At 70.9% G+C, this 17,339-nt stretch carries 13 protein-coding genes; 7 read left to right on the top strand and 6 right to left on the bottom strand.

Going from position 1 to position 17,339, the window contains the following annotated elements; translation table 11 throughout:
- The first annotated feature begins 148 nt into the window (after positions 1 to 148).
- From AB0J78_RS09515 to AB0J78_RS09500, 4 genes are read left to right on the top strand one after another with little or no spacing between them, the layout of a single operon-like run.
- The gene (locus AB0J78_RS09515) at positions 149 to 1,606 is read left to right on the top strand and encodes a cytosine permease (RefSeq protein WP_363788266.1); all 1,458 of its coding nucleotides are present in this window, start codon (positions 149 to 151) and stop codon (positions 1,604 to 1,606) included.
- A gap of 11 nt (positions 1,607 to 1,617) precedes the next feature.
- Positions 1,618 to 2,940 carry an NAD(P)/FAD-dependent oxidoreductase gene (locus tag AB0J78_RS09510; protein WP_363788265.1) on the top strand — a complete coding sequence of 441 codons (1,323 nt, stop codon included), beginning with the start codon at positions 1,618 to 1,620 and terminating at the stop codon, positions 2,938 to 2,940.
- Positions 2,937 to 3,881, top strand: coding sequence for an agmatinase (gene speB / locus AB0J78_RS09505; protein WP_363788264.1), 945 nt, complete (start codon positions 2,937 to 2,939; stop codon positions 3,879 to 3,881). The genes AB0J78_RS09510 and speB overlap by 4 nt, the downstream gene beginning before the upstream one ends.
- Entirely contained in the window at positions 3,881 to 5,305 is a 1,425-nt protein-coding gene (locus AB0J78_RS09500; RefSeq protein WP_363788263.1) for a gamma-aminobutyraldehyde dehydrogenase, read from the top strand. Before speB ends, AB0J78_RS09500 begins: the two co-directional genes overlap by 1 nt.
- 4 nt (positions 5,306 to 5,309) lie before the next feature.
- Here AB0J78_RS09500 and AB0J78_RS09495 read toward each other — a convergent pair whose 3' ends face one another.
- On the bottom strand, positions 5,310 to 8,252 hold the full coding sequence (locus AB0J78_RS09495) for an FAD-binding and (Fe-S)-binding domain-containing protein (RefSeq protein WP_363788262.1): 2,943 nt from the start codon (positions 8,250 to 8,252) through the stop codon (positions 5,310 to 5,312).
- A gap of 264 nt (positions 8,253 to 8,516) precedes the next feature.
- On the opposite strand from AB0J78_RS09495, the gene AB0J78_RS09490 reads away from it, so the two are divergent.
- From AB0J78_RS09490 to AB0J78_RS09480, 3 genes are all read left to right on the top strand, one after another.
- Positions 8,517 to 8,927 carry a hypothetical protein gene (locus AB0J78_RS09490; RefSeq protein ID WP_363788261.1) on the top strand — a complete coding sequence of 137 codons (411 nt, stop codon included), beginning with the start codon at positions 8,517 to 8,519 and terminating at the stop codon, positions 8,925 to 8,927.
- Positions 8,928 to 9,356: 429 nt separating this feature from the next.
- Positions 9,357 to 10,946 carry a BCCT family transporter gene (locus AB0J78_RS09485; protein WP_363788260.1) on the top strand — a complete coding sequence of 530 codons (1,590 nt, stop codon included), beginning with the start codon at positions 9,357 to 9,359 and terminating at the stop codon, positions 10,944 to 10,946.
- A 282-nt stretch (positions 10,947 to 11,228) separates the two neighbouring features.
- A complete protein-coding gene (locus tag AB0J78_RS09480) occupies positions 11,229 to 11,993 on the top strand; it encodes a crotonase/enoyl-CoA hydratase family protein (protein ID WP_363788259.1) in 765 nt (254 codons plus the stop codon).
- 70 nt (positions 11,994 to 12,063) lie between these two features.
- Here AB0J78_RS09480 and AB0J78_RS09475 read toward each other — a convergent pair whose 3' ends face one another.
- Genes AB0J78_RS09475 through AB0J78_RS09455 form a run of 5 tightly spaced genes read right to left on the bottom strand, consistent with a single transcriptional unit; the run spans position 12,064 to position 17,130 of the window.
- The gene (locus AB0J78_RS09475) at positions 12,064 to 12,717 is read right to left on the bottom strand and encodes a dihydrofolate reductase family protein (RefSeq protein ID WP_363788258.1); all 654 of its coding nucleotides are present in this window, start codon (positions 12,715 to 12,717) and stop codon (positions 12,064 to 12,066) included.
- Positions 12,718 to 12,773: 56 nt separating this feature from the next.
- A complete protein-coding gene (locus AB0J78_RS09470; protein ID WP_363788257.1) occupies positions 12,774 to 13,916 on the bottom strand; it encodes a CaiB/BaiF CoA-transferase family protein in 1,143 nt (380 codons plus the stop codon).
- 32 nt (positions 13,917 to 13,948) lie between these two features.
- Positions 13,949 to 14,698 (bottom strand): GntR family transcriptional regulator, encoded by a 750-nt coding sequence (locus tag AB0J78_RS09465; protein ID WP_363788256.1) that lies wholly within the window; start codon positions 14,696 to 14,698, stop codon positions 13,949 to 13,951.
- A gap of 48 nt (positions 14,699 to 14,746) precedes the next feature.
- On the bottom strand, positions 14,747 to 15,904 hold the full coding sequence (locus tag AB0J78_RS09460) for an acyl-CoA dehydrogenase family protein (protein WP_363788255.1): 1,158 nt from the start codon (positions 15,902 to 15,904) through the stop codon (positions 14,747 to 14,749).
- On the bottom strand, positions 15,901 to 17,130 hold the full coding sequence (locus AB0J78_RS09455; protein ID WP_363788254.1) for an MmgE/PrpD family protein: 1,230 nt from the start codon (positions 17,128 to 17,130) through the stop codon (positions 15,901 to 15,903). Before AB0J78_RS09455 ends, AB0J78_RS09460 begins: the two co-directional genes overlap by 4 nt.
- Between the last annotated feature and the right edge of the window lie 209 nt (positions 17,131 to 17,339).

Below are 17,339 nucleotides of genomic sequence, written 5' to 3'. Positions count from 1 at the left end.
TCGCGCACCGGCGTTGTGCGATCGTCCAACGGGGCCTCCCGACTTCGGAGGATCGGTCACTATCCGATGCCCGGTGAGGTCGACCACTCTGTGCGGAAGCCACGGCCAACGACGGCCGATCGGAGCCCTCACAGGAGGTCATGCGCTGATGCATCCGGATAAGCGGCGCGACTCGGGTATCGAGAAGCACGGGGTCGACACCATCCCGGAAACCGACCGCACCGGACGACCGCGCGATGTCGCGGGAATCCTGCTCGGTTCCAACATGTGTCTCGGCGTGGTCATCTTCGGCTGGTTGCCCGCGTCGTTCGGACTCGAGTTCTGGCCGGCGATCGCTTCGATGGTCGCCGGAACGCTGCTGGGTACCGTGCTGGTCGCCCCGCTCGCACTGGTGTCCTTCCGCACCGCCACCAACCTCTCGACCAGCAGCGGCGGCACGTTCGGCGTCCGGGGCCGGCTCATCGGCTCGATGATCGGGCTGCTGCTGTCGCTGGGCTACGCGGCCCTGACGGTGTGGACCGGCGGCGCGGCGATCGTCGGCCCGCTGCACCGGCTGTTCGGCCTTCCCGACGGCGGCGCCAGCTTCTCCGTCGCCTACGCGGTGCTGGCGGTGCTGTCGGTGCTCATCGCGATCTTCGGGTACCGGCTGCTCACGCGGATGAGCAAGTGGGTGGCGGCCGGGACGCTGGCGCTCATGGCGCTGGGGATCATCGCCTACGCCGGGAAGTTCAGCACCGCACCGGTCACCGACGCCGGGTACGCGATGGGCGATTTCTGGACCACCTGGGCGCTTTCGGCGGTCGCCGCCGGGCTCAGCGGCCCGATGGCCTTCATCACGCTGCTCGGCGACTACAGCCGCTACGTCTCGCCCCAGCGCTACTCGGGGCCGTCGGTGTTCGTCGCCTCGGCCGTGGGCATGGTCCTGGGCCTGCTCGTGCCGCAGCTGTTCGGCACGTTCACCGCGTTCGCCTCCGGCGCCGCCGACGACTACGTCGGCCCGCTGGTGGCGGCGGCACCGGTGTGGTTCCTGATCCCGCTGCTGCTCAACGGCGTGTTCGGCACGATCGGCAACGCCGGTGCGTTGATCTACAGCATGGGCTTGGACCTCGACGCGATCCTGCCGCCGCTGTCGCGGGTCCAGGCCACGATCCTGACCTCGGTGGCCTCGACCGCCCTGGTGTTCCTGGGCTACTTCGTGTGGGACGCCGAGGACGCGGTCACCGCCTTCGTGCTGCTGCTGACCGCCATCGGCACCCCGTGGGCGGTCATCACGCTGATCGGCTTCCACCGCTGCCGAGGCCGGTACGACCCGGACGCCCTGCAGGTCTACAACCGGCGCTCCCGAGGCGGGCTCTACTGGTTCACGGCGGGCTGGAACCTGCGAGCCGTGGCGGCGTGGGCGATCGGCTCGGCGGTCGGCCTGCTGTCGGTCGACACCGCCCTCTTCCGGGGGCCGCTGATCGAGTGGACGTTCGGCCTCGACCTGAGCTTCGCGCTCGCGGCGGTGACCACCGCAGCGGCCTACCTGCTGCTGACGATCGGCTCCCCGCAACCGGTCCCGGACGCGGCGAAACAAGAAGTCCCGGCCCAGGCCGCATCCGCCTGAGGCACCTGAAGATGAGGAAGCAAGAGATGGACCACTTCGACGTCATCGTCGTCGGCGCCGGGTTCTCCGGACTCACCGCCGCACGCGATCTGCGGGAAGCAGGCAAGAGCGTGCTGATCCTGGAAGCCAGGGACCGCATCGGCGGATCGACCTGGTACCGGCCGGACGCGCTCGGCGGGTTCGGCCTGGAGATGGGCGGCACCTGGATCGTCCCGCAGCAGACCCACGTCTGGGGCGAGGTGCAGCGCTACGGCATCCCGGTCGTCGACAGCGAACTTCCCGGCCGGATGACCTGGTCGGACCACGGCGAGGTGCTCGACTCGCTGCTCCCGGTCCCGCCCGAGCAGTACGGCGCGCTGGAACACGCGCTGCGCGCTCTCGTCGAAGCCGGTTCCCGGCTCGACCCGCAACGCCCGCTGTCCGAGCAGGACCTCGCCGATCTGGACGTGCCGATCCGGCAGTGGGCCGAGGACGCGGGCCTGACCGGCAACGCCCGGGAACTGCTCATCTCGTGGTTCTGCGGTTGCGCCAACGCCAGCGAGGAAACGGGTTCGGCGCTGGACATCCTGCGGTGGCTGTCCTCGATGGACAACTCGCTGTGGGGCATGGTGCAGGCCAGCGTGCTCGGCCACACCTTCGCCGAAGGAACGGTGTCGCTAGCCGAGGCGATCCGCGCGGACGGTGCCGCCGAGCTGCGGCTGTCCAGCCCGGTCCGCGGGGTCAGCGCCGACGCCGACGGCGTGACCGTCGAGCACGACGGCGGCTCCGCGAGAGCCGACCGGGTGCTGATGACCACCCCGGTCGGCGTGTGGCGCGACATCGAGTTCACCCCACCGCTCACACCCGCCAAGCGGGCGATCGGCGAGGAGAACCACGCCGGGCAGGGCCAGAAGGTGTGGGCGCTGGCCCGCGGCGTCGACCCCGAGATCAGCGGCTTCGGCTGGGGCACCAGCTTCGACTACGTCGGCGCCATGGGCACCACCGACGACGGTGTGGTGCTGGTGTGCTTCGCCCCGGAGCACGACCGGGTCGACGCCACCGACCTCGGCGACGTGCAGCGCGCGGTGCGCGAGTTCGCGCCGGACGCCGAGGTGCTCGCATCGGAATCGCACGACTGGGTCAACGACGAGTTCAACAGGGGAACCTGGGCGACGTTCCGCGCCGGCCAGTTCGCGCGGTACGAGATCGCCGTCGGCGAGCCGGAAGGCCGGGTGCACTTCGGCGGTTCGCACACCGCTCGCCGGTGGCGGGCGTTCATCGACGGTGCGATCGAGTCCGGCAAGCGCGCCGCCGCGGAGATCGTGGCAGCCCAGTCCGAAGGAGACCGGAAGTGACCGAACCCATCGGCCCGGTGGACGCCACCCGCGTCCCCCGATACGGCGGAGACACCACGTTCGCCCGGCTCCCCCGGCTCAGCGAGGTCGGCGACGCCGATGCGCTGGTGTGGGGCGTGCCGTTCGACACCGGGGTCAGCTACCGGCCAGGTGCCCGGTTCGGGCCCAACCACGTCCGGCAGAGCTCCCGGCTGCTGCGACCCTACAACCCGGCTCTGGACGCCGAGCCGTTCGCGGTGCGCCAGGTCGCCGACGCCGGCGACGTGGGGATCAACCCGTTCGACATCGACGAGGCGATCAGCACCATCGAGACCGCGGCCCGCGACCTGTCGGGCACGCGGCGAACCCTGCTCACCGTGGGCGGCGATCACACCATCGCCCTGCCGCTGCTGCGCGTGCAGCACGAACGGCACGGCCCGGTCGCGGTGCTGCACTTCGACGCGCACCTGGACACCTGGGACACCTACTTCGGCGCGCCGCACACGCACGGCACGCCGTTCCGCAGGGCCGCCGAGGAGGGGCTCATCGACTTCGACCACTCGATGCACGTGGGCATCCGGGGTCCGCTGTACTCGCGGCTGGACCTCGACGAGAGCGAGCGGATGGGCTTCGCCGCGGTGCACTGCCGCGACTTCGCCAGGACCCCGCTGGACACGATCATCGAGCGGATCCGGACCCGGCTGGGCACGCGTCCGGTGTACGTGTCGGTCGACATCGACGTGCTCGACCCCGGTTTCGCGCCGGGCACCGGCACTCCCGAGGCGGGCGGGTTGTCCAGCCGCGAACTGCTGGAGATCGTTCGCGGCCTCGACGGTCTCAACCTCGTCGGCGCCGACCTCGTGGAGGTGGCGCCCGCCTACGACCACGCCGAGATCACCGGGATCGCAGCGGCTCACGTCGCCTACGAGCTGCTCAGCGTGCTGCCCAACGGAGGTGCCTGATGCGCGCGGTTCACAACGTCGTCGACGGCAAGTCGGTCCCGGCCGAAGGCGGGCGGACGACCGCTCTGATCGCCCCGGCCACCGGCGAGGTGTTCGGCAACGCCCCGCTGTCCTCGGAGAACGACGTCGACGCCGCCTACCGGTCGGCCGAGCGCGCGTTCCGGGACTGGAAGCTGAGCACTCCGGCCGAGCGGCAGCGGCTCCTGCTGCGGCTGGCCGACGAGCTGGAGCGCCGGGCGGATGAGTTCGTCGCGGCCGAGACCGAGAACACCGGGAAGCCGGTGGAGGCCACCCGCACCGAGGAGGTCGCGGCCTCGGTCGACCAGATCCGCTTCTTCGCCGGTGCGGCACGCGTCCTGGACGGATCGGCGGCGGCGGAGTACGCGCCGGGGCGCACCTCGTACGTGCGGCGCGAACCGGTCGGCGTGGTCGGTCAGGTCGCGCCCTGGAACTACCCGCTGATGATGGCTGTGTGGAAGGTCGCGCCCGCCCTGGCGGCGGGCAACGCGGTGGTGCTCAAGCCCGCCGACACGACGCCGGTCACCGCGGCGCTGCTCGGCGAGCTGGCCGCCGAGATCCTGCCGCCCGGCGTGCTCAACGTGGTCTGCGGCGACCGCGACACCGGCCGCGCGGTGGTCTCCCACCCGGTGTCGGCCATGGTGTCGATCACCGGCTCGACGCGTGCCGGGCAGCAGGTCGCCAGAGCAGCAGCGCAGGACGTCAAGCGGGTGCACCTGGAACTCGGCGGCAAGGCTCCCGCGCTGGTCTTCGCCGATGCCTCCCTCGACTCAGCGGCCGAGGGCATCGCCGATGCCGGGTTCTTCAACGCGGGCCAGGACTGCACCGCCGCGACCCGCGTGCTCGTCGAGGAATCGGTGGCCGAGGAGTTCACCGCCAAGCTCGTCGAGCGGGCGACCGCGCGGCGCTGCGGACCTCCGTCCGATGTGGACGCCGCGTTCGGTCCGCTGAACAACGCCGCGCAGCTGGACCGGGTGCGGGCGATCGTGGACGGGCTGCCGGACCACGCCTGGGTGCTCACCGGCGGCCACCGCGTCGGGGACGCCGGGTTCTTCTTCGCGCCCACCGTGATCGGCGGCGTGCGCCAGCACGACGAGGTCGTGCAGGAGGAGATCTTCGGCCCGGTGCTGACCGTGCAGACCTTCCGCGACGAGCAGGAGGCGCTGAGCCTGGCCAACGACGTCGACTACGCGCTGGCCTCCAGCGTGTGGACGACCGATCACGGCCGAGCCCAGCGCCTGACGGCCGGACTCGACTTCGGGTGCGTCTGGGTCAACACGCACATGGTCCTGGTCGCCGAGATGCCGCACGGCGGTTTCAAGCACTCCGGCTACGGCAAGGACCTCTCCAAGTACGGCCTCGACGACTACACCCGGATCAAGCACGTCATGCACGAGTTCGCCTGAGGCGCTACTTCGTTCCGGTCGGGCCCGGGTCGAGCAGTTGGGCGAGGTGCAGCCCGGGCCTGGACGGGGCGAGCTGCTCGACCTGCCGAGCGCACGAGAAGCCGTCGGTGAGCACCGCGTCGTCGCGGCCCGTGTCCCGAAGCGCCGGTGCGAGGGCGTTCTCGGCGACGCGCATGCTCACGTCGTAGTGCTCGGCTTCGAAGCCGAAGTTCCCGGCCACGCCGCAACATCCGGTCGCATCGACGACCTCGCCGACCCCGGCCGCCTCGAGCGCTCTCCGTTGCGCGGAGGCTCCGAACACCGAGTGCTCGTGGCAGTGCGTCTGGAGCACGGCCCGCTGCGGCGCGGGCCGTGCCGGCGACGGCACCCAGCCTCCCGACACCCGGTCGGCGACGTGCGCGGCGAAGCTGCGCACGCGGGAGGCGACACGTCTGGCCTGCTCGGTGTGGACGAGTTCGGGCAGGTCCTTGCGCAGCGCGGCGGCGCAGCTCGGTTCGACGACGACGATCGGCCGGTCCGTGCCGTCGTCGAGCGCGGCGGCCGTCTTGGCGAGCAGGCGCTTGGCGGTGCCGAGCTGGCCGGTGGAGATCCAGGTCAGACCGCAGCAGGCGTCCGCCGAGCACGCGACGGTCTCACCGGCGTCACCGAGGACGCGGGCGGCGGCACCGGCGACCTCGGGCCGGAACCCCCGGGTGAAGGTGTCGACGAACAGCACCGCCGAACCCCGGGCTCCGGCGTCGGTGATCTCGCGACGCCACTCCCCCGCACCGGCGAACCGGGGCAGCGCGCGCTTGGTGGTGAGCCCACCCGCTGCCGCCGCGGCCTTGCCCAGCGGTGTCGCCAGGACCGCGTTGACCAGACCCGAGACGCGACCGGTCAGCTTCAACCAGCGCGGCAGCCAGCCCAGCGAGTAGTGGGACCGCGGCCTGCGACGACGGCGGTAGTAGTGGTCGAAGAACTCCGACTTGTAGGTGGCCATGTCCACGCCCGCCGGGCAATCGGTCGCGCACGCCTTGCACGACAGGCACAGGTCCAGCACCTCCCGGGCCTCCTCCGACCGCCAGCCCTCCTCCACCGTGCGGGCGCCCCGGACGACCTCCTGCAGCACGCGGGCGCGGCCGCGCGTCGAGTCCTTCTCGTCCCGGGTGGCGCGGAAGCTCGGGCACATCACTCCCCCGGTGTCCGCGCGGCACCGACCCACGCCGATGCACCCCTGCACGGCGTGGACCCACGGATCCCGCCCGGCCGAGGCCGGGCTCAGCTCGAAGCTGGTGCGCCATTGGCGTTCCGGCACACCGGCGAGAGCCAGGTGGCCGTCCATCGGGTCGGGATCGGTCACCGAACCGGGGTTGAGGATTCCCGCGGAGTCCCACAGCTCTCGGCACTCGGCGAAGGCGGCCATCACCTCCGGTGAGTACATGATGGACAGCAGTTCGGACCGGGCGCGGCCGTCGCCGTGCTCGCCGGAGAGCGAACCGCCGTGCCGGACGACGAGTTCCGCTGCTTGCCGGGTGAACTCGCGGAAGACCCGGCGCCCCTCATCGGTGCGCAGGTCGTAGGTGATGCGGATGTGCATGCAGCCGGCGCCGAAGTGGCCGTACATCACCCCGGTGAGCTCGTGCTCGGCCAGGAGTTCGCGGAGATCGGCGAGGTAATCGGCGAGCCGTTCCGGGGCCACGGCGGCGTCCTCCCAGCCGGGCCAGGACTCACCGCCCGAGGCCAGGCGGGAGGACAAGCCAGCGCCGTCCTCCCGGACCCGCCACAGCGACGCGCGCTCAGCGGGGTCGGCGGCCTTGCGGCCCTGCACGAGCCGACCGTTCTCGCCGAGCCGGTCGAGCAGCCGGTCCGCCTGGGCGCGCACCGATTCCGGGTCGTCGCCGTCGAGGTCCACGAACAGCCACGCCTGACCCTCGGGCAGCCCCAACACCGAGTCGGGGCCCCGGCGGTGGCGCATCGTGGCGACGATGGCCTCATCGGTGCCTTCGACCGCGGCCGGGGAGAACTCCAGGATCGTCGGGACGTCGCGGGCGGCGTCGACCACGTCCCGGTAGCCGAGGCACACCAGCAGCGCGCTGGCCGGTTTCGGCACCAGCTTCATGCGCGCGCCGACCACCACGGCCCACGTTCCCTCGGAGCCGACGACCGCGCGAGCGATGTTGAACTTCTCCGGCAGCAGGTTCTCCAGGTGGTAGCCGGAGACCTGCCGGGGGATGCGGCCGAGTTCGAGGCGGAACGCGCTCAGGTGCTCCTGGGCGAGCGCGGCCAACGAGGCGACGAGGGCGTCCGCTCGCGCTGCAGAGAAGGAGTCGGCCGGGTCGGTGGCGCGCAGACCTGCATCGGTGGCCGTCAGCCGCGCGCCGTCCGAGGTCACGAGGTCGATCTCGGCGACGTGGTCGGACGTGCGCCCGTAGCGCACGGAGTGGTTGCCGCACGCGTCGTTGCCGATCGCCCCGCCCACCGTGGCGCGGTTCTTCGAGGAGGGATCGGGCGCGAACGTGCGGCGGCCGCCGGTGCCGCGCTCGACCTCGCGCGACAGCGTCGCGAGGACGACGCCGGGTTGCACGTCGACCGTTCCGGCGTCCTCGTCGATGGCGCGCACCTGGTCCATGTGCCGGGAGAAGTCGAGGACCAGCCCAGGGCCGACGGCGTTGCCCGCCATCGAGGTCCCGCCACCTCGGGCGATGATCGCGGTCCCGGTGGCCCGGCACGCCTCGACGGCTGCCACGACGTCGTCGACGGTGCGCGGGAACACGACCGCCAGCGGCTCGACGCGGTAGTTGGAGGCGTCGTAGGAGTACTCGGCACGCCGGCGAGGTGAGGCATCCGCCGGCACACCGGCATCCGCGAGCGCTCGGAGCAACGTCGACTCCGGAGCGCTGCCGCTGTTGACATCACCTCGCTGCGGCGTCTCGGTGGCGGGCACCGGAGAGCCGGCGGAATCGGTCATGCGTCGAGTCCCTTCGCGCGGACGAGAAGCGGTCGCGGGTGGCTACCGTGCTGCACGGTACCGACTCTCCCGCACAGCACCGGAGAAGTCATGGAGGAGCGTGTCGACAGCAGCACTCCACAGTGGACCGAACAGGCGCGGCGCGAGCCCCCGCCCAGGGCTTTCGGCCCTGGTGGACTCCACGCCGCGGTGGACATCGTGGAGGCGAACGGCGGCCGACCGTCCAGGTCCGCCCGCCGGGAACCGACCGTGGAGGAGCCCGCCATGGCTACGCGTGGAGCCCACCCCGCTCGCACGGGATGGGCCGGATGGATCTACTTCGGTGCGCTCGTGCTGGTGGCGGTCGGGATCGTCCAGTTCATCAACGGGCTGACCGCGCTCACGCGCTCGGATTCGATGTACGTGGTGTCCTCCGGGACGTCGGTGCAGGTCAGCGTCGCAGGCGTGGGCATGGGCCTGCTGGTCATGGGCGCGGTGCTGGCCGCTGCCGGGATCGGCGTGATGAGCGGGAAGACCTGGGCGAGGGTCCTGGCGATCGCGCTGGCCGCGCTGAGCTTGCTGACCAACATCGCGTTCTTCTCGGCCTACCCGCTGTGGTCGGCGATCGTCATCGTGCTCGACGTCGTGGTCATCTACGCGCTCGTGGCCCACGGCAAGGAGATCCGCCGCAGCTGAAACCGGCGCGACCCGGCAGGTGCTCCCACCGCTCTCGGAACACCGCGTGTCCCGACCCGGTCACCGGGCGTGTGCGCCCGGTTCCAAGGCGGGTTCGACGCCGCGGCCGGAGACCGCCCCGCGCGCCTGGGGGCTCGTCCTGGCCGGTAAGCTCCCTTCCCGCTCCCGGCGAGCTTGACCAGCGCGAACGTCGTCGCCGCTGCTGCGAGCAACGGCAACATCCCAAAACCGCAGCGCACGCGTCCGCCGGTGATCCCCCGCGCAACGGCCCAACCCCGTCCCCACGCCGCCGACCCAGTCACGGAGACCTCTTCCGAAGCACGAGCGTCATGTCGGTCCCGGCGTCACGGTCTTCTTCCCCGCGACGGCGTCACGCGTGCCCGCAACAGGTCGCCCCACCGTCGTTCCCCCAGTTCACGGAGTCACCGATTGTCTGAATCACCCACCGCGTCGCCCGATCACCGGCGGCCCGGACCGGTCCTGTACGTCTCGCTCGCCCTGGCGCTGGCGATCGCCGTGTGGGGCGCCGCCGCCGGCGACTCGCTGTCGCGGGTCGGCTCCGCCGCGCTCGACGGCATCACGCGGGGCTTCGGCTGGGCGTACCTGCTGGTCTCGCTCGGGTTCCTGGCCTTCCTGGCCTTCCTCGCGTGCAGCCGGTACGGCAGCCTGCGCCTCGGCCGCGACGACGAGCGGCCCGCATTCCGCCGCGTCACCTGGTACGCGATGATCCTCTCGGCGGTGATGGGGATCGGCCTGATCTCCTACGGCGTCACCGAGCCGACCTCCCACCTCGCGGAGCCACCGCACGGCCTGGCGCAGCCGATGACGCCGGGCTCGGCGGTCACCGCGATGCAGTTCTCGTTCTTCGACTGGGGCTTGCACGCCTGGGGCATCTTCGCGGTCGTCGGCCTCGCGATGTCCTGGTCGATGTTCCGCCGAGGCCGTCCCGGACTGGTCAGCGCCCTGTTCCGGCCGCTGCTCGGCCGTCGCGTCGACGGAGTCGCGGGCGGGGCGATCGACGTGTTCGCGGTCCTGGCCACGCTGTTCGGCACCACCACCTCGCTCGGGCTGGGAGCCCTGCAGATCAACGGCGGGTTCACCGCCCTGTTCGGCATCCCCGACTCCCGGCCGGTGCAGTTCGCGATCATCGCCGTCATCACGCTGCTGTTCACCGCCTCGGCCCTGACCGGCGTCGCACGCGGGATCCGGTTCCTCTCCGAGACCAGCATGGGACTGGGGGCGCTGCTGTTCGTGTTCGTCCTGGTCGTCGGCCCCACCATCTACCTGGTCGACCTCTACGTGCAGTCGATCGGCCGCTACGTCAGCGAGCTGGTGTCGACGAGCCTGATCACCCCCGCCAACGGCGACCTCGACTTCATGCAGTCGTGGACCTACTTCATGCTCGCCTGGTGGCTGTCGTGGGCGGCCTTCGTCGGCGTGTTCCTGGCCCGGATCTCGCGAGGCCGCACGATCCGGGAGTTCGTCGTGGGCGTGCTGCTGGTGCCCAGCGTGGTGTTCTCCCTCTGGTTCACCGCCTTCGGCGGCACCGCGATCCACAGCGATCTGGTGGGCAGCACCAAGATCGCGGTGGCCGCGGCCGGGGACGAGAACTCGGCGTTCTTCGCGACCCTCCAGTCGCTGCCGCTGTCGACGGTGACCTCGCTCGTGACGATCGTGCTCGTCGTACTGTTCTTCGTCTCCGGCGCCGACGCCAACACCTTCGTGCTCAGCATGCTGACCAGCCGGGGCACCGAGAACCCGCCCTCGTGGATCCTTGCCCTGTGGGGCGCGGTGACCGGTGCGGCGGCGATCGCGCTGCTGGCCGCGGGCGGCCTGGACTCGCTGCAGCAGATGGTGATCGTCAGCTCAGCACCGTTCCTGCTCATCCTCATCGGCGTCGCCGTCGGCTTCTGGAAGGACCTGACCACGGAGTTCGTCCCACGCCAGACACCCGTACCCGCCGAACCGGCACCGGCACCGGCACCGGCCGAGGAGCGAACACCGCAGACGCTGCACTAGGTCCTGTTCAGGATTGCGGCGGAGCCGCTGTTTCAGGTGTGGGACTCAGCCGGCACCGCTGCGGGTTCTGAGGTGGTTCTCCTGTGAGGACGCGCCGACGTGGTGTATTGGCATACATGAGTCGGTGCACCCGGAGCAGGAGGGCCGCAGCGGTTTCCCGTTCGGGGGTTTCCGCCACCTGCACCGCCAAGCAAAGCAGTTCCTCAACGGCTTCCAGGTCCTTGCCGACTGATCGACGGCGACGCATGCTCGGGTGCGGTACAGCAGAGTGAAGGAGACACCATGACCGACAGCGTCCTCACGGAGTTCGCCGACGGGGTAGCCCTGATCACGATCAATCGCCCCGAGGCCCGCAACGCCGTCGATCGCTCGGTCGCCGACGGCATCGCCGCCGCCATCGACGAGTTCGAATCGCGTTCGGACCTGACCATCGCCATCCTCACCGGGGCAGGCGGCACGTTCTCCGCGGGCATGGACCTCAAGGCCTTCACCCGCGGCGAACGGCCCAGCATCCCCGGCCGGGGTTTCGGCGGCCTCACCGAGAAGCCACCGACCAAACCCCTCATCGCGGCGGTCGAAGGCTGGGCGCTGGCCGGTGGCTGCGAGCTCGCGCTCAGCGCGGACCTCATCGTGGCGGCCCGCGACGCCAAGTTCGGGCTGCCCGAGGTCAAGCGCGGCCTGGTCGCCGCCGCGGGCGGGCTGCTGCGACTGCCCAAGACGCTGCCCTACCAGCTGGCGATGCAGGTCGCGCTCACCGGTGACCCGCTCACGGCCGAGGTCGCTCACCAGCACGGCATGATCAACGCCCTCACCGAACCCGGACACGCCCTCGACGAGGCCCGGGCGCTGGCCGCGCGGATCGCCGAGAACGGGCCGCTCGCGGTGCGCGCCACCAAGCAGATCGTCGCCGGCGCCGTGGACTGGACCGACGCCGAAGCGTTCAGCCATCAGTCCGAGATCGCGTCACCGGTCTTCGGCTCCGCCGACGCCCAAGAAGGCGCCCGCGCCTTCGCCGAGAAGCGCCCCCCGGTCTGGCGCGGCGCCTGACCAGGCATCTCCCACGGCCCGTTGGTCCGCCCAGGCGGATCAACGGGCCGTTCGCACATCCACGAGCGGATCAGCCGGCCAGCACGGCGTAGGTCACGTGGGTGACGCGGCTGGTGCTTCGTGAGGTCAGCTGCTCGAGCTTGAGCGGTGGCACGCCCTCGAACACCCGGGTGCCTGCGCCGAGGGTGAGCGGCACGATGTGCAGCCGCAGCTCATCGAGCAGGCCGGCGGCGAGGTACTGGTTGATGGTGGTCGCGCCGCCCTGGACCGACACGTTGCGGTCCCCGGCGGCGGCACGTGCCTGGGCGAGCGCCGACTCGATCCCGTCGGTGACGAAGTGGTACGTGGTGCCGCCCTCCATCGGCTGCGGCTCGCGCGCGTGGTGGGTGAGGACGAAAACGGGCGCGTGGAACGGAGGATCGTCACCCCACCAGCCGTTCCAGGGACGGTCCCACTCGCCGCGCAGCGGCCCGAACATGTTGCGGCCCATGATGAACGCGCCCGCGTCGGCCACCTTGTCGATCTCGGCGCGGTTGTCGTCGGCGTCGTCGAACATCCACGCGTGCAGTTCGCTGCCCGAGCCGTCACCGCCGTCGTCGCCGAACGGCCGCTGCTCGCTCTGGTTCGGCCCCGCGGCGTACCCGTCGGCCGAGACCGTGATGTCGCTGATCACCCTGCCCATGCGCCGCTCCCCGGTCCGGACGTCACCCCGAGTCTGCGCCACCCGGGAGAGCGTTGCACGGGCGATGCGAGAGGTGAGCGGGTGTTCGAGACCTCTCGTCAGACGGGTTCGTCGCCGAGTTCTGCCAGGACCGCGTCGGTGTGTTCGCCGACGTCGGGGATGCGGTCCATGCGGGGTGCGCGGCCGGCGAGAGTCACCGGGGGTTGCAGAGCCCGCAGGGGACCCACCGGCGAATCGACCTCGTGCCAGCGGTTCCGGTCCGCGAATTGCGGGTGGTCGGCGAACTCCTCGACGGTGCGCATCCGGGCGTTGGCGATCTGCGCGCGGTCCAGGCGAGCGACGACCTCCTCCGCCGCTAGGTCGGCGAACGCGGCCTCGATCGCCGCGGTGAGTTCCCGCTCGTTGTCGACGCGATCCGGGTTGGTCGCGAACCTCGGGTCCTCGACGAGGTCGGGGAGCATCAGCACTTCCTCGCACAGCTTGCGCCACTCGCGGTCGTTCTGAACCGCCAGGAACACCTGCGCTCCCCCTCCCGCGCCGAACGGGCCGTACGGGGCGATCGCGGCGTGCCGCGCACCGGTGCGCGAAGGGGACTTGCCGCCGTACACCGTGTAGTAGTACGGAAAACCCATCCACTCCGCGAGCGCGTCCAGCAGGGACACCTCGAAAGCGCTTCCCTCGCCGGTGCGTTCACGCTCGTAGAGTGCGGTGAGCACGCCGCTGTAGGCGTACATCCCGCCCGCGATGTCGGCCACCGAGATCCCGGACTTCGCGGGCTCGTCGCGGCCTCCGGTGATGGAGACCAGCCCGGCTTCGCACTGGACGAGCAGGTCGTAGGCCTTCTTGTCGCGGTAGGGGCCATCGCTGCCGTAACCGGACAGGTCGCCGACGATCAGCCTCGGGTGGCGGGAACGCAGCTCATCAGCGCCGAAGCCCAGCCTCGCCGCCGCACCGGGCGCGAGGTTCTGCAGGAACACGTCCGCCTTGGCCAGCAGCTTGTCCATCGCCCGCCGCCCCTCGTCGGACTTCAGATCCAGGACGACGCTCTCCTTGTTCCGGTTCAGCCACACGAAGTGGCTGGCCATGCCGTTGACCGTGGTGTCGTAGTCGCGGGCGAAATCGCCACCGGCCCGTTCGACCTTGATCACCCGCGCGCCGAGGTCGGCCAGCTGGCGGGTCGCGAACGGGGCGGCCACGGCCTGTTCCAGGGCGACCACGACGATGCCCTCCAGCGGAAGCATGGGCTTTCCTCCCGGTGTCGAACGACGCAGCGCTAGTGGGTGCTGCGGCGGAGTTTCACGCGATACGAGTACTGCTCGGGCAAGAAGTGGTTGATGGCCAGCTCGACGGGCTGCTGATCGGTGGTGAGGTAGATCCGGTCCACCCGCAGCAGCGGATCACCGACGTCGCACCCGAGCGCGTCGGCGAGCGTCTGATCCGCGGAGGCGGCCGTGATGCTCTGCTCCGCCTCGGCGATCGGCGTCGGCAACCGCGTGTCGAGCAGACCGATGATCGTGGCGTCGCTGACGGCCCCCACCTCCCCCAGCTCCGGCACGTCGCCGAGCGCGGCGGCCGCCGCCGGATGCAGGTGCACCGTCGTGTGGCAGAAGGAGTCGCCCTCGTGGGTGCGGCGGAAGACCACGGTGTGCACGACGTCGCTGTCCAAGCGGAGCCTGCTGGCCGCGTCGATGTCGACCTTGCGCCGCAGCGGCCGGAGCACCTCCAGCTGGGTGTCCAGCGACAGCCCCATGAGGTCCTCGATGGAACCGAACTGGCGCAGGTACTGGCCGTCCCGGGGCGCGGCGAACGTCCCCCGGCCTGGCACGCGGTAGACCATGCCTTCGGCCACGAGGTCGTGGAAGGCGCGGCGCACCGTCTGGCGGCTGACCTCGTACTCGTCGGCCAGTTCCGCCTCGGTGGGCAGCCGCGTGCCGTCGACGTAGCGGCGTTGCAGGATCGCCTGCCGCAGTTCGCGGGCGAGGACCTTGTACGCCGCTTCGCCGCTGTGCTCCCTGATGCTCATAGCCGACAGCCCGTCGGTCGTCGCGGATGCGCGGTGATCATGAGCTGATCATGCATCGAGTCCCCCGCGCGCGACCAGCTGGGAGGCGATGACGTTGCGCTGGATCTCGTTGGTGCCCTCTCCGACGATCATCAGCGGCGCGTCGCGGAAGTAGCGCTCCACGTCGAACTCGGTGGAGTAGCCGTAGCCGCCGTGCACGCGGACCGCGTTGAGGGCGATCTCCATGGCGGCTTCGGAGGCGAACAGCTTGGCCATGCCCGCTTCCATGTCGCACCGCTGTCCGCTGTCGTAGCGCTCCGCAGCGTGCAGCACCAGCTGGCGCGCGGCGGTGTACCGGGTGGCCATGTCGGCGAGGTGGTTGCCGACGGACTGGTGCTTCCAGATCGGCTTGCCGAAGCTCTCCCGTTCCTGGGAGTAGCGCAGCGCGTCGTCGAGCGCGGCGCGCGCCACGCCCAGCGCGCGGGAGGCCACCTGGATGCGGCCGATCTCCAGGCCCTTCATCATCTGGGCGAAGCCGCGGCCTTCCTCCCCACCGAGCAGCGCGTTCGCCGGGGCGCGGTGGTCGGTGAACGACAGCTCGCAGCTCTCCACGCCCTTGTAGCCGAGCTTGGGCAGGTCCTTGGAGACGGTGAAGCCCTCGCCGTGCTCGACGAGGATGATGCTGATGCCCCGGTGCTTGGGCTCGGCCTGCGGATCGGTCTTGCACAGCAGAGCGACCAGCTGCGAACGGCGGGCGTTGGTGATCCAGGTCTTCGAACCGTTGATCACGTAGTGGTCGCCGTCGCGGCGCGCGCTGGTGGTCAGCGCCTGCAGGTCGGAGCCTCCGCCGGGTTCGGTCAGCGCCATGGTGGCGCGGATCTCGCCGGTGGCCATCTTCGGCAGGTAGCGCTGCTTCTGCTGCTCGGTGCCGAAGGTGTGGATCAGCTTGGAGACCACCGTGTGCCCGCCCATGGCCCCCGCCAGGCTCATCCAGCCGCGGGCGAGCTGCTCGGTGACCTGCACGTAGCACGCCGTGGACACCGCGACCTCACCGTAGGGTTCGGGGATGGCCAGGCCGAAGATGCCGAGCCGCTTCATCTGCTCGATCAGCTTCTCGGGGTAGTCGTTGGCGTGCTCCAGCTCGCGAGCCACCGGGCGCACGTCGCGGTCGACGAAGTCGCGGACGGTGTCGACGATGGCCTGCTCTTGTTCGTTGAGGCTGTTCACGCGGGTTCCTTCTCCTGTTCGTGGACGGCGGCCCCGGGAAGATGCTCGGCCAGGACCTCCGCAGCCCGCTTCCAGTCCACATCGGACAGGAGGGCGGGGACGTCTTGGCCGCAGTCGGCGATCTTGGCCGTCATGTCCTGTTCGGATGGTGGCCGTCCGGGTGATCCCGGGGGCAGCTGCAAGGCGACGGCGTGCCGCGTCCCGTCCGCCAGCGTCACGGTGATGTCGACCTCTCCTGCGAGAAGCCAATCACCACCGGGTGTTTCGGTCATCTCCACGAGCTTCAGCAGGCGCTGGGCCTCGGGCCGGTTGACCGACCCGTCGGTGAAGCTGCCGAAACCGGGATGGTCGTCCAGCAACGCGGTGGCCACGGCGTACTCCATGCTGAACTTGCCCTGCAGACCGGTGTTGGGGCGGTGGTGGATCAGCGGCTGCACCGCGCAGGCCGGTGTGCGCACGTCGATCTCGGTCACCTCGGCCGGGGTGATCGGCGCGGGGAGCTGTTCGCGCAGCGCGCTGATCGGCCGCTGCAGCGCGTAGCAGCAGGGGAACATCTTGATCGCCAGGCCTCCGGGAACCGCCGGTCCGGTCACCTCGATCCGCTCGGGATCACCTCCGACCAGGCGCAGCCAGGCGTCCACCGCGGACGGATCGGCCGTGGCACCGGCGGCGGCCAGCCGGGCCGCGCGAACACCGGCATCCGCGGCGAACCCGACCTGCAACGACTTGCCGGAAGACCCGAACGCTCGCTGCACGCCACCGGCGGCCGGAACCGCCAGAGCCATCGCCGTCGCGATCTGCTCGCGCGACAAGCCGAGAGCCACGGCGGCGCAGACGGCGGCAGCGGGCGCACCGGCGGTGCAGGTCGCGTGCCACCCGCTCGCGTAGTGCGACCAGCCCAAAGCCGTCCCGATCCGCGCCATGACACCCGCTCCGGCCAGGTAGGCGCGCGCGTCGCCCCCCGCCGCGAGCGTCGCGGGCACGCACACCACGCTGATGTGGGTGGTGGACTCCATGTGCAGGTCGTCGAAGTCCAGGACGTGCCCCACCGCCGCCCAGCGCGCCGCGTCCGGCAGCCCGGCGGAGATCCGCACCAGGTCGTCATCGCGGGCGGCAAGGGTGACCGCGAGGGTGTCGACCAACGAGCGCTGCGCGAGTGCCAGGTCCTCGGCATCGGGGACCAGTTCGTGCGCCCATCGCGCCAACGTCTCAGCTGCCGATTCCATCCGCGCTCCCGATCGTGCGCGGCGCCGGCGAGCCCGGAACCGGGCTCGCCTCGAACACCGCGCAGTTCGACGACAATGTACGGCCAATCCTGCAAGCGCGAACGCACGCTGTCAACGCCCGCTTCCTGCGAAAATGCCGCACGCTCAAATCCAGCGCCCCAATTTCGGTTTGACACTCCCCCAACCCGGCGCGACACTATCCGAGCTTT

The sequence above is a fragment of the Saccharopolyspora sp. NPDC049426 genome (genome assembly GCF_040676935.1).
Lineage (GTDB): Bacteria > Actinomycetota > Actinomycetes > Mycobacteriales > Pseudonocardiaceae > Saccharopolyspora.
The sequence above is the reverse complement of the archived record's forward strand: the minus strand, read 5'-3'. Positions and strand labels throughout refer to the sequence as shown.

Coding starts and splice junctions, on each gene's coding strand:
- AB0J78_RS09455 (WP_363788254.1), bottom strand. CDS start 17,130: ATGGAATCGGCAGCTGAGACGTTGGCGCGATGGGCGCACGAACTGGTC.
- AB0J78_RS09495 (WP_363788262.1), bottom strand. CDS start 8,252: ATGACCGATTCCGCCGGCTCTCCGGTGCCCGCCACCGAGACGCCGCAG.
- AB0J78_RS09490 (WP_363788261.1), top strand. CDS start 8,517: ATGGCTACGCGTGGAGCCCACCCCGCTCGCACGGGATGGGCCGGATGG.
- AB0J78_RS09510 (WP_363788265.1), top strand. CDS start 1,618: ATGAGGAAGCAAGAGATGGACCACTTCGACGTCATCGTCGTCGGCGCC.
- AB0J78_RS09470 (WP_363788257.1), bottom strand. CDS start 13,916: ATGCTTCCGCTGGAGGGCATCGTCGTGGTCGCCCTGGAACAGGCCGTG.
- AB0J78_RS09515 (WP_363788266.1), top strand. CDS start 149: ATGCATCCGGATAAGCGGCGCGACTCGGGTATCGAGAAGCACGGGGTC.
- AB0J78_RS09500 (WP_363788263.1), top strand. CDS start 3,881: ATGCGCGCGGTTCACAACGTCGTCGACGGCAAGTCGGTCCCGGCCGAA.
- AB0J78_RS09465 (WP_363788256.1), bottom strand. CDS start 14,698: ATGAGCATCAGGGAGCACAGCGGCGAAGCGGCGTACAAGGTCCTCGCC.
- AB0J78_RS09480 (WP_363788259.1), top strand. CDS start 11,229: ATGACCGACAGCGTCCTCACGGAGTTCGCCGACGGGGTAGCCCTGATC.